This is a genomic window from Marinicauda pacifica (assembly GCF_004793635.1).
GTDB classification, from domain to species: domain Bacteria; phylum Pseudomonadota; class Alphaproteobacteria; order Caulobacterales; family Maricaulaceae; genus Marinicauda; species Marinicauda pacifica.
Window position 1 is genome coordinate 673,706 of sequence record NZ_SRXV01000002.1, and the last position, 13,394, is coordinate 687,099.

The following is a 13,394-nucleotide window of genomic DNA, read 5'->3' on the forward strand; positions in this document are numbered from 1 at the left end:
GGCAAGAACTCCAGGGGACGAGGGCGGGATGAACACGTTTCACAAGATTGGGGTCATCGGCGGCGGCGCGTGGGGCACGGCCCTGGCCCAGACCGTGGCCAAGACCGGCCCCCAGGTGACGATCTGGGCGCGCGAGACCGAGGTTGTCCAGTCCATAAACGACCGCTGCGAGAATTCGCTCTTCCTGCCCGGTGTCGCGCTGGATCCTGCAATCCACGCAACGTCCGATCTCGGCGAGCTGGCCAGCGCCGAGATGGTGCTGATCGTGACGCCCGCCCAGCACATGCGCGCGACGCTGAAGGATTTCGCCTGCCATCTCCGCGTCGGCTCCCCACTCGTCCTGTGTTCGAAAGGCATCGAGCAGGGCTCGCTGAAGCTGATGAGCGAAGTGCTCGCCGAAACCATTCCCAATGCCCGCTCGGCCGTGTTGTCGGGACCGTCCTTTGCGGCCGATGTCGCACGCGGGCTTCCCACCGCCGTCACGCTGGCGTGCGCCGACCGGGGTCTGGGAGAGGACATCATCGCCACGATCGGATCGGCCAGCTTCCGGCCCTACTACGCGCCCGACGTGATCGGCGCCGAGGTGGGCGGCGCGGTCAAGAACGTCCTGGCCATCGCGGCCGGCATCGTGGACGGCAAGGCGCTGGGCCGGTCGGCCCATGCGGCGCTGATCTCGCGCGGCTTTGCGGAAATGACGCGGCTGGGCGTGGCGCTCGGCGGGAAAGCCGAGACCCTGGCCGGACTGTGCGGCCTGGGCGATCTCATCCTGACCTGCTCCTCGCCGCAATCGCGTAACATGTCCTGCGGGCTGGCGCTCGGGCGCGGCGAGAGCCTTGAAACCATCATGGTCCAGCGCAATTCGGTGACCGAGGGCGTCGCCAGCGCCCCGGCCGTGGTCGCGCTTGCCCGCCGGCACGGCGTGGAAATGCCGATCTGCGAAGCCGTCAACTCCGTCGTCTCCGGCGCAGGCACGGTTGACGAAGCCATCGCCGCCCTGCTCTCCCGCCCCTTTACCAGCGAGAACGCCTGAGGAATCCGCATGCTGTTTGTCGTCACCTGTCAGGACCGCCCCGGCCATCTGGCCCTGCGCCAGGAGAACCGGGAGGCCCATCTGGAATGGGCCAACACGAAAGACAGCCCGGTCAAGATGGCCGGACCGCTGCTGGACGAGGCCGGAGACCCGGTCGGGTCCCTGCTCGTGGTCGAAGCCGAGAGCGGGCCCTCGCTCGAAGCCTTCATGAAGGACGACCCCTACGCGCAGGCCGGTCTGTTCGCGCAGGTGACCTATGCCCCCTTCAAGTGGACGGTCAAACCCCCCGCAGATCTTGGCGGTCCGGCCCGATGAGCGGCGAGCCGGCCCCCGGCACCGTCCTCAAACGTCTGGACGAGATTCCCGACCCCGGCGGCGCGCCGGCCGATTACGACGCCCTGCCGATTATCGTCCTGCGGTCCGGCGATACGGTGCGCGCCTATGTGAATGTGTGTCCGCATGCCGGGCGTCCGTTGAGCCTGCCCTCGGGCAAGACGCTGGTGAGCGAGGGACGCTATGTCATCTGTCCCTTCCACGGGGCGAGCTTCGAGCTCGGCACCGGGGCCTGCGCCGGCGGCCCGGCCGGCAAGTCCCGGCTCAAGCCGGTCGCGATCGAGGTGATCGAGGGCGAGGTGCGCGCGCGTTAGCCCAGTTTGCACGCAGCGGGCGAGTGCAGTTTTTGGACATGACGCCGGGCGCGGCGCGGAGTAAGCGGGAGGCATGGCACCTCAACGTTCCGCCCCCGCCCAGAGCGGCCCGCCCGAACCGGGACGCCTCGATCCGGTCCGCGCCGGCGCGGCAGCCTTTTCCGGCTATCTCATCTGGGGCCTTTCGGCCCTGTTCTACAAGCTGATCAGCTATGCCGGGGCGACCGAGATCGTGCTCCATCGCGCCTTCTGGTCGGTGCCGTTCCTTGCGCTTCTTCTGGTCATGGGAAAGCGCTTCGGCGCGGCGATGCGCCTGCTCGCCGACCGGCGCGCCATGGCCACCCTTGTCGCCACTGCCCTGCTGATTGGGGCCAATTGGTGGATCTTCATCTTCGCGATCAATTCCGGCCAGGTGCTGGAAGTCTCGCTGGGCTATTTCATCAACCCGCTGATGAATGTCGCTGTCGGCGTCTTCATCGCGCGCGAGCGCTTCGGCGCGCTCCGCGGCGTCGCGGTGGGTCTGGCGGCCCTCGGCGTGCTCAACCAGATCCTGATTGTGGGCGCCGTGCCGGTCATGGCGCTTTTCCTGGCCGGGACCTTCACGCTCTACGGCTATCTGCGCAAGACGATCACGACGGACGGGCGCATAGGCCTGTTCTGGGAGACGGTGATCATCGCCATACCCTCCATCGTCGCGCTGAGCTTTCTGGAGACCTCCAGCGCGGGCCATTTCCTGGACGGCCCCTGGCAGGCGCTCGGACTGATCATGACCGGGCCGATGACCGTCGCCCCGCTTCTGCTCTTCGTGATCGGCGCGCGCGGGCTGCACTTTGCCACGCTCGGCGTGCTGCAATTCATCGCGCCGAGCCTGCAATTTGCGATCGGGCTCGCAACCGGTGAGCCATTCAGCCCACTCTACCTGATCACCTTCGTGCTGATCTGGGCTGGGCTGGCCGTCTTCGTCATCGATCTTCTAAACTTCTCCCGCAAGCAACGCCGCGAGAAAGCCCGATGACCCATCCAGACATGCCGCCCGCCCGCCGGATCGATGTGGGCGAGGTGAACTTGTCCGTTCACGAAGCCGGGCCATCGGACGGCGTTCCGGTTCTTCTCCTGCATGGCTGGCCGGAACTGGCCCTGTCCTGGGCGCAGCAGATCGAGGATCTGAGCGAAGCCGGGTATCGCGTCATCGCGCCGGATAATCGCGGCTTCGGCCAGTCCGATGCGCCCCATGAGGTCGAGGCGTACGGGCTCGATCGTCTGGTCGGCGACGTCACCGGGCTGCTCGACGCGCTTGATCTGGAAAAGGCGGTCATCGTCGGCCATGACTGGGGGGGCATCCTGATGTGGCAGGCCGCTTGCCTGGTGCCGGAACGGTTTCTGGGCGCGGTAGGCGTGTGCACGCCGCACCTGCCCCGCGGCGCGGCACCGCCGACCGAGGTCTTCCGCGAGCGCGCCGGGGACGAGCACTACATCATCCGCATGCAGGACGAGGCGTTCGACGATTTCTGGGTCGGCCGCGAGAAGGAATTCTTCGAATTCATCTTCCAGCCGCCTCCGCCGAGCGGCGATCTGGACAAGCTTCCCCCCTCGGTCAGTCATCTGCCCAAGCGGTTCGAGACCTGGCTGGAACGCGGCGGACTGAAAAGCGGGGAGGACTGCGTCGTGCCGCCCGATATCCGCGCGCGCTATGTCGACGCCTACAAGCACAGCGGATTTCGCGGCGGCTTCAACTGGTATCGCAATTTCGATGCGAACTGGGAACGCATGGGCGGGGTCGATCACCGCCTCGCCATGCCCTGCCGCATGATTGCCGCCGAATGCGACTTCATGCTGCCGCCCAAGCTGACCCAGTTCATGCCCGTCCTGTGCCGCGATCTCGATCTCGACATCGTGCCGGAGAGCGGCCACTGGATGCAGTATGAGGAGCCCGAGATGCTCACCGCCCACCTGCTAAGCTGGCTCGGACGGCGCTTTCCGGCTCGGCGGGGAACGTAAGCTTCGCCGGACGCATTTCCTCAGCACTTAGTCAAAGAGGATACGGCCATGGCCTATTATGTCGCCCGCACGCTCGATACCGACGAGATTGCGGAGGCGGAGGAGCGCATTACCGCAGCCCTCTCCGACGAAGGCTTCGGTGTGCTCAGCCGCATCGATGTCGCCGAAACCCTGAAAAAGAAGCTCGACGCGGACTTCCGGCCCTATCTTATTCTCGGGGCCTGCAATCCGGAATTTGCTCACAAGGCGCTGCAGGCCGAGGACAAGATCGGCACCATGCTGCCGTGCAATGTCATTGTACAGAAGACGGACAACGGCGTGGAGATTGCGGCGATCGACCCGGTCGAATCCATGCAGGCGGTCGGCAATGATGCGCTCAGCTCGATCGCGGCGAGTGTGCGTGACCGCCTCAGACGCGCCGTCGAGGCCGCCTAAATCTTCCAGCCGGTATGCAACGCGGCGATGCCGCCGGAGAAATTGGTCACCGAGACGTTCTTGAAACCGGCTTCCTCCACCTCGCGCTTGAAGGCGTCCTGGTTGGGGAAGCGGCGGATGGATTCCACCAGATACTGGTAGCTGTCGCGGTCTTTCGCGATGAGCTGGCCGAGCCGCGGGATCGCGTTGAACGACCACGCATCATAGACCCGCGACAGGGCGCGCGTAGTCGGGTGGGAAAACTCCAGGCAGAGGAAACGCCCGCCCGGTTTCAGCACGCGGTGCATGTCGGCCAGCGCCCTGGCCCGGTCGGTCACATTGCGGATGCCGAAGCCGATCATCACGCAATCGGCGGTCGCGTCGCCGAAGGGCAGGCATTCGGCGTTGACGCAGGCCCAGCTTAGCCGCTCGTCCTCACCGCGCTTGCGCCCGGCCTCGAGCATTTCGTAATTGATGTCGGCCACAACGGCGCGGGCCGGATCGCCGCCATTGCGCGCGCGGCGTTCTTCCGCGCGGTCGACGAAGGCGCGCGCCAGATCGCCGGTCCCGCCCGCAACATCGATCAACACCTCGCCCGGACGCGGATTGGCCCGGGTGATCGTCATGTCCTTCCAGGCCCGGTGAATGCCGAGACTCATCACATCGTTCATGAGGTCGTAGCGGCGCGCCGACCGGTCGAAGACGCCGCGTACCAGCGATTGCTTCTGGGTGCGGGGTACTTCCTTGAAACCGAAGGAAGCCGTGTCGTCGGATCGGGAAGTCTGGAACGTGTCGGTCATGCCTGACTACATAGCCGCCCGTGCGCAGGCTTGCCAGCCTGAAACCCTGCGCGAAAGGGCCGCGCCCGGACTGGCGGTCAGGCCCGCGCGCCGCTACATCCCGGGCTAATGCCTCCGATCCAGGAAACGCCATGCCAGAGCTGCCCGAAGTCGAAACCGTCCGCCGGGGTCTGCGCCCGGCCATGGAGGGACGGCGCATCGTGTCCGCCCTTCACCGGCGGCCAGACCTGCGTTTTCCCTTTCCCGAACGCTTTGCCGAGCGGCTGACCGGCGCGCGCATCGACCGCCTCGACCGGCGCGCGAAATACCTGCTGGCCCGGCTGGATTCAGGCGAGACGCTGCTGATGCATCTGGGCATGAGCGGACGCTTTACCGTGGAGGCCGAGAGCATCGCGCAGCAGCCCGGCGACTTCGTCTACGCGCCCGGTGCCAATCCGGCGCACGACCATGTCGTCTTCACGCTCGAGGGCGGTGTGACCGTGACCTATAACGATCCGCGCCGGTTCGGATTCATGACGCTGTTTGCCACGGGCGAGGAGGCGACCCAGCCTTTCCTCGCCGGCCTGGGGCCGGAGCCGGACTCCAACGCCTTCGAGGCGGTGTATCTGTCCGGTGCGCTGAAGGGCCGGCGCACGCCGGTCAAGGCGGCCTTGCTCGATCAGAAAATCGTCGCCGGGCTCGGCAATATCTATGTCTGTGAAGCGCTGTGGCGCGCGCGGATCAGTCCGCGGCGCCTGGCAAGCTCCGTGGCCGGAGCACGCACCGAGCGGCTGGCGCCGGCGGTGCGCACCGTCATTGCCGAGGCGATCGAGGCGGGCGGGTCGACCTTGCGCGACTTTGCCGGCGCCGACGGGGCGCTGGGATATTTCCAGCATCGCTTCGACGTTTACGGGCGAGAGGGCGAGCCCTGCAGGCGCGAGACCTGCGCAGGAAGCGTGCAGCGCCTCGTCCAGTCGGGCCGATCGACATTTTTCTGCCCAGAGTGCCAACGATGATCTTAGTCAAGGGTGCTGGACATTATGCACTTTACATACCGGAGGTGATGGAGTAGGTTGTTGGTCAAGGAGTTAAGCCAATGACCGATCTTACGCACCCGATCTACCACGACGAAGAGAAAGCCCGCGAGCATTTCGAGGCGATTCGCTGGCCTGAGGGCCGTGTCTGCCCGCATTGCGGTGAGGTCGATAACTCCACCCTTCTTCAAGGCAAGTCGCATCGCCCTGGCCTCTACAAGTGCAAGGGCTGCGAGAAGCCCTTCACCGCGACGATGGGCACGGTATTCGAGTCGTCTAAGCTCCCGCTCAATAAGTGGCTACTTGCCGTTCACCTCATGGTGTCCAGCAAGAAGGGTATTAGCGCGGCCCAGCTGCAGCGTAACCTTGGCCTCGGCTCTTACCGCACTGCTTGGTTTGTCGCTCACCGTATCCGCGAGGCTATGCGCCAGGGCGAGCTACAGCCCCCGATGGGCGGTGGCGGCGGCGACGTTGAAGCTGACGAAACTTTCATCGGTCGCGACCCGGATGCGCCGCAAAGCCGCACACCGTTCCGCAATATGTGCAAGGTCCTGACGCTTGTTGACCGCAAGACCGGCCATGCCCGCTCGTTTGTCATCAACCATCTTAATACCGCGACGCTCGCCCCGATCCTGCGGGAGAATATCGCTCGCGAGGCGCGGCTTATCACTGACGAAGCCGGTCACTATCGCGGCATCGGGAAAGAGTTTGCGGCTCACGGCTCGGTTGCCCATGCTCGCGATGAATACGTTTCGCGTGAAGACCCGACGATCAACACGCAGACCATCGAAGGCTTCTTCGCGATCTTCAAGCGGGGCATGCGCGGTATCTACCAACACTGCTCCAAGCACCACCTGCACCGCTACATGGCCGAGTTCGATTTCCGGTATTCCAACCGGATCGCCAAAGGCGTTGATGACGATGAGCGGGCCGTTCGCGCCCTAGCTGGCACCGTAGGCAAGCGCCTCAAGTATCAAAGGCCTCACGGCCAAGCGGCGGCGCTCTCCAGCTAAGAAGCGTCGTTCCCGCTGGCGGACGAAGAAGCGCCGGGGATAGGCCTGCCCGGTTTTCTTCCGGGTTTGGCCTTCGGCCTTTTCACCGGCGGCGTGGCGAGCATGATTTTCAGCACCTCGTCACGTTTCTCAGCTGCACGCCGGTCCGCAGATGAATCTGCTGCCGAACAGGTCGCTCTAGTTTTGATTTTCGCCATCGTCACGCTCACCGCTCGGCTGTTTAGGATGGGCTAGAAAGCCCTTCAACGCGTTGATTGCCTCGACCAAACCCTCTGCATCCGCAGGCCGCTCCAATCGGAACACACCTTCCAGGCCGCTCGGCGTGATAGACACCCGATACGGCTCCGAACCGGAAAGCGGACGTGGAGGATTCTGCGGGGCAGGAGGGGTTTTTCGAGGGGGCGCTTGGCGCTCCATTTGCGCTGACTCCATGAACGTTTCCTCCTGCTCAGGATTAGGCTCATCCATATCAGAATCGCCGAGTCCTGCATAGCCAACAGTGGCATCATATACCCGCAGGAACGTCTCAGCTGCCCCTTGCGTGAAGCCACCCTTAAGGACAAGCTCATCCAAGCATACTTCGTCAGGTGGACGATCCGCGCCCCATTTATCCCAATACTTTGAGATCGCCTTCGGCTTGAGCGCGGCGTCCTCTAACACCCCTCGCTTGACGCTCTCTTGCTGCGCCCGAAGATATGTTCGGCCTTCATCAGTGATTACCGCCTCACGGCCTGGCCCACTTCCGCGATACTCCACGAATCCAAAGGATTTAAGCGCCGCTAGCGTCTGAGCGGCCTGGCTACTTCCGGGCTTCAAGTCCCAAGCTAGGCCAGCTTTGTCCGCCGGGGTCGGGTGCCGTCCAAACTTCTGGTCCAAGGCGACTAACCGCTCTGCCGCCGTCTGCAGCGGGATAAACGGATAGGAGGGGCTTCGCTCCTTGGTTCGCTTCGCCTGCGCTTCTTCGTTTGTCATTTTGTGACCTCGTTCCCGTAAAACCACTTTACGGGTCCTTATCACGCAGTCGTTGACAGGACAAGCAATAAGCGTATCATGCCCCTCAGAATCGCGAAAAGGAGCGCGCCATGATCAGAAGGGCGAGAGCCCGCATCGCTTTCGCCGACCGGCGGTGCGGGCATGGACAAACAGGAGAGGCCGCGGTCCCTTGCCCCTAGGAAGGACGGACCGCGGCCTCTAATCGGCCCCTAGGGGTTGAACGCCCCGGAGCGAGTAACTATGTGCGCGCGGCAGGCAATTACCGCCTGCAGATTTCGACAACCAGTTATTTCACAGGTACAACATGGCAGCTGATCAAGAAGAAGACCCGCCGCAGGACGGTCCCTCCGTTGACGAGTTTTGGGCCTGCATTAAGCAGCTCGGCATTCGGTCTCCGCAACCATCCACAAAGCGGCATTTCGTTGGCACGACCCGTGAAGGGTCTACGGCTTCGGTCCCGAACCCCTCGCACTTAACGCCATCCGAGAGGCAGGCGGCGCTCGACTTGCTCAGGCGCGTGCACGGCGATTTTAACTAGGCCGCGTCGACTAATTCGTAGGTTGCCACTGCACGAGCCGACTCATATTCGGCCCAGCCAGAATGCTCGCGCGGATCTAGGTCGACTCCGAGGACTCGGACATTTTTCTTAACGTTCTCGCGCATCAGAACCTCGATCATCGGCGGCAATTCTTCAATCAGCACGTCCACGGTGCGGCCAAAAACGAGCAAGCCAGGAAGCTCATCAGACATGGCTGCGAGCAGGCCGGTGTCGTGGTGGCGGCGCAGCGTCAGATTTATGCGTTCGCTCATAATGTCGCTCCGATTCAAAAGGGCGCGGCGGTTACCTCGACTCCGGCAGGGAGTCAAGACGATTATACAACGCCTCTCCTACAATCTAGTTACCTAGGCAGTGGTTCCGCAACGCCAAAGCGCCTTTGCAAGCAGTGAATTTTGCACATAGTGACAGAAATGCACCTTTCTTCAGGAAAAACAAATCAAGAACGAAACGCCGGCCTGTCTTGCTCTATATGCCCGATTTGCGACGGTATGTAAAGTGCATAATGTCCAGGGTGCTTGACTAACACTCGAACGCTATGTAAATGTCCCTTTACACCGCGCGCAGGAAAGCCGCGCGGAGCTGGTCGATCAAAAGGAGACACCGTCATGCGATTTTCGTGCATCTGGAAAGAAGTCATCATCGGCGGCGCCATCCTCGCCGCAGCCGCCCTGTCACAAAGCCCTGTCTTCGCGCAGGCCGATCCCGCGCCGGTTCGCCAGGTCGAGGTCGCCGATCCCGCCCTGTGGGTGGTCAGCGACGAGGATTCCACCGTCTATCTGTTCGGTACGGTCCATATCCTGCGCCCGGAACTCGACTGGATGACGCCCCAGGTCGAGGCGGCGTTTGCGTCGGCCGATACGCTCTATATGGAAGCCGACGTCTTCAGCGCCGAGGCGCAGACCACAATGCAGGCGATGATCCCGCAGGTCGGCCTGCTGCCGCAGGGCGAAAGCCTGACGTCGAAAATGAGCGATGAGGCCCTGGCCGATCTCGACGTCATCGCCGGCCGTCTCGGCGCCCCGTCCGAAACGATCCGCGCCGGGATCGACCCCCTCAAGCCCTGGCTGGCCGGCCTTCAGCTGGCCGTCGCTCAGATGCAGGCTGCAGGTTACGATCCCAATTCCGGCGTCGACAAGCATCTAGCCGAGCGCGCCACCGAGGCCGGGAAATCATTCGGCTATTTCGAAACCGCCGAGGAACAGATCGGCTTCCTCTCCGGATTGCCCATGGAGACCCAGCTTGCCGATCTCGAAATCGGCCTGGAACAGGCCGTCGAGAATCCCGATCAGCTGAGCGATCTGGTCTCGGCCTGGGCGCAAGGGGATATGGGCCGGCTCGATGCCCTTCTGAACACCGAGATGCGCCAGACCTCGCCGGAGCTTTACGAGCGCATCATCGTACAGCGCAACCGCAACTGGGTGCCGCTGGTCGAGGAGATCGTCGCCGGCGAGGGCGTGGCCTTCGTGGCGGTCGGTTCCGGCCACATGCCGGGCGAGAACGGCCTCATCGCGCTGCTGCGCGATGCCGGCCACGACGTCACCCGGCAATAGGCTGCCAGCGACGCATAGCCGCCTTGCGCTGAGAGCACACAGGCCCGGCTCCGGGGTGTCGACCCGGAGCCGGGCTTCATGTATGGGTTCCGGCCAACTTGCGTTTGCCAACTCAAGGAACCCCCTGAGGGGTGGCTTCAGATGCGGAGGGCCGGATGGCCTACAAAACGATCCAGACCAAGACCGAGGGCCGTGTCGGCGTCATCACGCTCGACCGCCCCAAGGCGCTCAATGCGTTGTGTGACGAGCTGACCGGTGAGCTCGCCGACGCGCTCGCCGAGTTCGAGGCCAACGAAGACATTGGCTGCGTCGTCCTGACAGGTTCGACCAAGGCGTTCGCCGCAGGGGCGGACATCAAGGAATTGCAGGAGAAGGACTTCGTGTCCCTCTACCTGAACGATCCCTTCGCGAAGACCTGGGAGTCCGTGGCGCGCTTCCGCAAGCCGATCATCGCTGCGGTATCCGGCTACGCCCTCGGCGGCGGCTGCGAGATCGCGATGATGTGCGATTTCATCATCGCGGCGGAGAACGCCAAGTTCGGCCAGCCTGAAATCAATCTCGGCGTGATGCCGGGCGCCGGTGGCACCCAGCGGCTTCCGCGTGCGGTCGGCAAGTCCAAGGCGATGGATATGTGCCTGACCGGGCGCATGATGAATGCCGAGGAAGCCGAGCGCGCCGGCCTGGTTTCTCGCCTGGTGCCCGTCGACGACCTGATGGACGTCGCCATGGAAGCGGCCGAGGCGATCGCCTCGAAATCGCTGCCCATCGCGATGATGACCAAGGAGTCCATCAACCGGGCCTTCGAGATCGGCCTGAGCGAAGGCATCCGGTTCGAACGCCGGGTCTTCCACTCGCAGTTTGCGACAGAGGACCAGAGCGAGGGCATGGCCGCCTTTGCCGACAAGCGCGCGGCGCACTTCAAGCACCGCTAGAGTACAGGCATTCCCGGTTGACGGCGCAGCGTACCGCCGCTATACGCCGCGCCTCATGTTTCCACGTGCGCGCCGCCCTTTTCAGCGCGCCGTTACTCAGACAAGGCTTCATCCATGGCGAACACTGCCTCCGCTAAAAAGATGGTGCGCAAGCTCGCGAGCCGCACCGCGATCAACAAAGCCCGCCGCACGCGCATGCGCACCTATGTGAAAAAGGTCGAGCACGCGATTGCCGCCGGCGACCAGAAGCAGGCCCGCGATGCGCTGCGCACGGCAGAGTCCGAAGTGATGTCTGCGGTGAGCAAGGGGATCATCCACAAGAACACCGGTTCGCGGAAGGTCTCGCGCCTGTCGGCTCGCGTCAAAACGATGACGGCCGAGTAAACTCCGTCATTGTCCGGAAGATTGATTGAAGGCCTGCGCGATATTCCGCGCAGGCCTTTTTTCGTGTTATACACGTAGACGGCCATTGCCCGGATGACCTGCATGGGAAGGGCAACCGGACGTTCGGCGGCGGGGTCGCGGCGTGTGCCAAAACGAGGCTGCAACCGGTAGATTTACGAACGCTTTGAGAACAAAAAAATCGCGTGAAAAAAATTTTCCGGCCAACGCCAAAGCGCGCTTAGGGAAATTCTCTGTCAAGCGCAAAAAGGGGTCCGGGCACCGGTTTATGCGGTTGATTCGATCCCGCGTCCGGGTACTCTTTGCCTCCTAGCGCAAGTCTTCTCCATACGGACGAGATTAAAACACTGGGGCCGCCAAGAAAAGGTGCACCTCAGAGCGGGAGAACTGCGCCTGAATACAAGTACTTGACTGCAAGACTAACTTGCAGCGCGAAACTGAGGTTTGGGGACTATGGGGCTGAATAATTCGGCGCTTTTCGCCGCTTCCGGAAACAATCAAAGCATGACTCACGCGACACCTGTTTCTGTCACGTGGCGCGAGGTGCGTGCCCGCCTGCGTCAGGAATATGGAGACCTTGTCTACGCGTCCGACATTGCACGCTTGCGTGTGGAAGAGGACAGCGCGGGACGCGTGTGCATCATCTGCCCGACCGAATTCGGCCGGGCCTGGGCCGAGGACAATCTGGGCAGCCGCCTGCGCGCGCTGTGGGCGGCTTTCGACTCCCAGCCGCGCGATATTCTCATTCTGGCCGAGAGCGGCGCGGGCGCCAGTCATGCGCGCTCGGTGCGCGCCGCCAGTGCCGCCTCTGTGAGCCACGCGGCGCTGCGCCCGGTTGACGAGCCGTCCGGCGGCATGGCCGCAGCCGCGCAAGCCCAGCTCACCCTGGACGCGCCGCGCGCGACCGGCGGCCCCTCTGCGGCCGTCGTGCGCTTCACCTTCGACACCTTCATGGTCGGCTCGGCCAACGTCATGGCCGCAACCGCGGCCAAGGCCATTACCAATTCCGGCCCGCCGCCGTTCAACCCGGCTTTCTTCCATGGCGATTACGGGGTGGGCAAAACCCACCTGCTCGCCGCCATCGCGCACGCGGTCAGCCTGGGCGAGTCCAAGCGCAAGGCGCTGTATCTCACGGCGGAAGAATTCCTCAACGGCTTCCAGTCCGCCCTGCGCGCGCGGGACGTCCAGCCCTTCAAGGATCAGGTGCGCAATTGCGACGTGCTGCTGATCGACGACGTGCATTTCATCGCCGGCAAGACCAGCACCGAGAACGAGTTCCTGCACACGGTCGCGGCGCTGATGGCGGACGGCAAGCAGGTGGTGCTCGCCTCCCACGCCTCACCCGACCAGCTGCAGGTTTCCGACCCGCGTCTCAAATCGCTTCTGCGCGGCGGCTTTGCCTGCCCGCTGCACGGACCGGACCTGGACCTGCGCCGCAAGATCATCGATTGCAAGATTGCCCAGGCGCGCAGCCACTGCCCGAACCTGGAAGTCCCCGAAGCGGTACGTGATTTCCTGGCCGCACGCGTGACCAGTTCGGCCCGCGAACTGGAAGGCGTGCTCAACAACGTGATCGTGCGCACCGCCTATCTGGACCGGCCGGTGACGCTGGAAACCGTCGACGAGGCGCTGACCGAATTGCCGCTGAAGGCGGAGCGCCGCGTCAGCGTGGACGAGATCCAGAAGACGGTCGCCGCCTATTTCAACCTGTCCGTCGATGACATCCTGTCGAAACGCCGGACCCAGTCGGTGGTCCGCCCGCGCCACATCGCCATGTATCTGGCCAAGACCATGACGACCCGCTCCCTGCCCGATATCGGCAAGCGGTTCGGCGGCCGGGACCATTCCACGGTGATCCACGCGGTCAACAAGATCACCGAGCGCCTGCCCGCCGACGCGGTGCTGGCCGAAGACGTGGAGGCGGTCAAACGCCGCCTGCGCAACTAGCCTCAACGCCCCTCAGTGCAAAACGGCGGCAATCTGGTTATTGCCGCCGTTTCCTTTGGTCTATGGTTTGTGCCAATCTGACCGGCGAATCCGTTT

Annotated in this window: 15 protein-coding genes; 12 read left to right on the forward strand and 3 right to left on the reverse strand. The window is 63.7% G+C overall.

What is annotated here, in order from left to right; genetic code table 11:
- Positions 1 to 28: 28 nt before the first annotated feature.
- The 6 genes from E5162_RS09460 (at position 29) to E5162_RS09485 (ending at position 4,110) form a co-directional block, all read left to right on the forward strand.
- Entirely contained in the window at positions 29 to 1,030 is a 1,002-nt protein-coding gene (locus E5162_RS09460) for an NAD(P)H-dependent glycerol-3-phosphate dehydrogenase (RefSeq protein ID WP_135944988.1), read from the forward strand.
- A 9-nt stretch (positions 1,031 to 1,039) separates the two neighbouring features.
- Positions 1,040 to 1,345, forward strand: coding sequence for a YciI family protein (locus E5162_RS09465; RefSeq protein WP_135944989.1), 306 nt, complete (start codon positions 1,040 to 1,042; stop codon positions 1,343 to 1,345).
- Positions 1,342 to 1,677 (forward strand): Rieske (2Fe-2S) protein, encoded by a 336-nt coding sequence (locus E5162_RS09470; RefSeq protein WP_135944990.1) that lies wholly within the window; start codon positions 1,342 to 1,344, stop codon positions 1,675 to 1,677. Before E5162_RS09465 ends, E5162_RS09470 begins: the two co-directional genes overlap by 4 nt.
- A 73-nt stretch (positions 1,678 to 1,750) precedes the next feature.
- Positions 1,751 to 2,692 (forward strand): EamA family transporter RarD, encoded by a 942-nt coding sequence (gene rarD / locus E5162_RS09475; protein ID WP_135944991.1) that lies wholly within the window; start codon positions 1,751 to 1,753, stop codon positions 2,690 to 2,692.
- Positions 2,689 to 3,675 (forward strand): alpha/beta fold hydrolase, encoded by a 987-nt coding sequence (locus E5162_RS09480; protein ID WP_233342079.1) that lies wholly within the window; start codon positions 2,689 to 2,691, stop codon positions 3,673 to 3,675. The genes rarD and E5162_RS09480 overlap by 4 nt, the downstream gene beginning before the upstream one ends.
- A gap of 48 nt (positions 3,676 to 3,723) precedes the next feature.
- Entirely contained in the window at positions 3,724 to 4,110 is a 387-nt protein-coding gene (locus tag E5162_RS09485; protein ID WP_135944992.1) for a DUF302 domain-containing protein, read from the forward strand.
- On the opposite strand, the gene E5162_RS09490 is transcribed toward E5162_RS09485, so the two are convergent.
- A complete protein-coding gene (locus E5162_RS09490) occupies positions 4,107 to 4,889 on the reverse strand; it encodes a class I SAM-dependent methyltransferase (RefSeq protein WP_135944993.1) in 783 nt (260 codons plus the stop codon). The genes E5162_RS09485 and E5162_RS09490 overlap by 4 nt on opposite strands.
- A 131-nt stretch (positions 4,890 to 5,020) precedes the next feature.
- Between E5162_RS09490 and mutM the strand changes: the two genes are divergently transcribed.
- Both mutM and E5162_RS09500 read left to right on the forward strand, forming a co-directional pair.
- Positions 5,021 to 5,884 (forward strand): bifunctional DNA-formamidopyrimidine glycosylase/DNA-(apurinic or apyrimidinic site) lyase, encoded by an 864-nt coding sequence (gene mutM / locus E5162_RS09495; RefSeq protein ID WP_135944994.1) that lies wholly within the window; start codon positions 5,021 to 5,023, stop codon positions 5,882 to 5,884.
- An 80-nt stretch (positions 5,885 to 5,964) separates the two neighbouring features.
- A complete protein-coding gene (locus E5162_RS09500) occupies positions 5,965 to 6,915 on the forward strand; it encodes an IS1595 family transposase (RefSeq protein WP_135944995.1) in 951 nt (316 codons plus the stop codon).
- A gap of 177 nt (positions 6,916 to 7,092) precedes the next feature.
- Here the strand turns inward: E5162_RS09500 and E5162_RS09505 are convergent, their stop codons facing one another.
- Positions 7,093 to 7,887, reverse strand: a complete 795-nt coding sequence (locus E5162_RS09505; protein WP_135944996.1) for a hypothetical protein — start codon at positions 7,885 to 7,887, stop codon at positions 7,093 to 7,095.
- A 555-nt stretch (positions 7,888 to 8,442) separates the two neighbouring features.
- The gene (locus E5162_RS09510; RefSeq protein WP_135944997.1) at positions 8,443 to 8,718 is read right to left on the reverse strand and encodes a DUF1902 domain-containing protein; all 276 of its coding nucleotides are present in this window, start codon (positions 8,716 to 8,718) and stop codon (positions 8,443 to 8,445) included.
- 354 nt (positions 8,719 to 9,072) lie between these two features.
- Here E5162_RS09510 and E5162_RS09515 point away from each other — a divergent pair, with 354 nt between their 5' ends.
- The 4 genes from E5162_RS09515 (at position 9,073) to dnaA (ending at position 13,298) form a co-directional block, all read left to right on the forward strand.
- Positions 9,073 to 10,017, forward strand: a complete 945-nt coding sequence (locus E5162_RS09515) for a TraB/GumN family protein (protein ID WP_135944998.1) — start codon at positions 9,073 to 9,075, stop codon at positions 10,015 to 10,017.
- A 155-nt stretch (positions 10,018 to 10,172) separates the two neighbouring features.
- Complete coding sequence (locus tag E5162_RS09520) at positions 10,173 to 10,949, forward strand: enoyl-CoA hydratase (RefSeq protein ID WP_135944999.1); 777 nt, start codon at positions 10,173 to 10,175, stop codon at positions 10,947 to 10,949.
- Positions 10,950 to 11,063: 114 nt separating this feature from the next.
- Positions 11,064 to 11,333 (forward strand): 30S ribosomal protein S20, encoded by a 270-nt coding sequence (rpsT, locus tag E5162_RS09525; protein ID WP_135945000.1) that lies wholly within the window; start codon positions 11,064 to 11,066, stop codon positions 11,331 to 11,333.
- A gap of 522 nt (positions 11,334 to 11,855) precedes the next feature.
- Positions 11,856 to 13,298, forward strand: coding sequence for a chromosomal replication initiator protein DnaA (gene dnaA, locus E5162_RS09530; RefSeq protein ID WP_233342080.1), 1,443 nt, complete (start codon positions 11,856 to 11,858; stop codon positions 13,296 to 13,298).
- The last annotated feature ends 96 nt before the right edge of the window (positions 13,299 to 13,394 follow it).

Coding starts and splice junctions, on each gene's coding strand:
- E5162_RS09460 (WP_135944988.1), top strand. CDS start 29: ATGAACACGTTTCACAAGATTGGGGTCATCGGCGGCGGCGCGTGGGGC.
- E5162_RS09465 (WP_135944989.1), top strand. CDS start 1,040: ATGCTGTTTGTCGTCACCTGTCAGGACCGCCCCGGCCATCTGGCCCTG.
- E5162_RS09470 (WP_135944990.1), top strand. CDS start 1,342: ATGAGCGGCGAGCCGGCCCCCGGCACCGTCCTCAAACGTCTGGACGAG.
- rarD (WP_135944991.1), top strand. CDS start 1,751: ATGGCACCTCAACGTTCCGCCCCCGCCCAGAGCGGCCCGCCCGAACCG.
- E5162_RS09480 (WP_233342079.1), top strand. CDS start 2,689: ATGACCCATCCAGACATGCCGCCCGCCCGCCGGATCGATGTGGGCGAG.
- E5162_RS09485 (WP_135944992.1), top strand. CDS start 3,724: ATGGCCTATTATGTCGCCCGCACGCTCGATACCGACGAGATTGCGGAG.
- E5162_RS09490 (WP_135944993.1), bottom strand. CDS start 4,889: ATGACCGACACGTTCCAGACTTCCCGATCCGACGACACGGCTTCCTTC.
- mutM (WP_135944994.1), top strand. CDS start 5,021: ATGCCAGAGCTGCCCGAAGTCGAAACCGTCCGCCGGGGTCTGCGCCCG.
- E5162_RS09500 (WP_135944995.1), top strand. CDS start 5,965: ATGACCGATCTTACGCACCCGATCTACCACGACGAAGAGAAAGCCCGC.
- E5162_RS09505 (WP_135944996.1), bottom strand. CDS start 7,887: ATGACAAACGAAGAAGCGCAGGCGAAGCGAACCAAGGAGCGAAGCCCC.
- E5162_RS09510 (WP_135944997.1), bottom strand. CDS start 8,718: ATGAGCGAACGCATAAATCTGACGCTGCGCCGCCACCACGACACCGGC.
- E5162_RS09515 (WP_135944998.1), top strand. CDS start 9,073: ATGCGATTTTCGTGCATCTGGAAAGAAGTCATCATCGGCGGCGCCATC.
- E5162_RS09520 (WP_135944999.1), top strand. CDS start 10,173: ATGGCCTACAAAACGATCCAGACCAAGACCGAGGGCCGTGTCGGCGTC.
- rpsT (WP_135945000.1), top strand. CDS start 11,064: ATGGCGAACACTGCCTCCGCTAAAAAGATGGTGCGCAAGCTCGCGAGC.
- dnaA (WP_233342080.1), top strand. CDS start 11,856: ATGACTCACGCGACACCTGTTTCTGTCACGTGGCGCGAGGTGCGTGCC.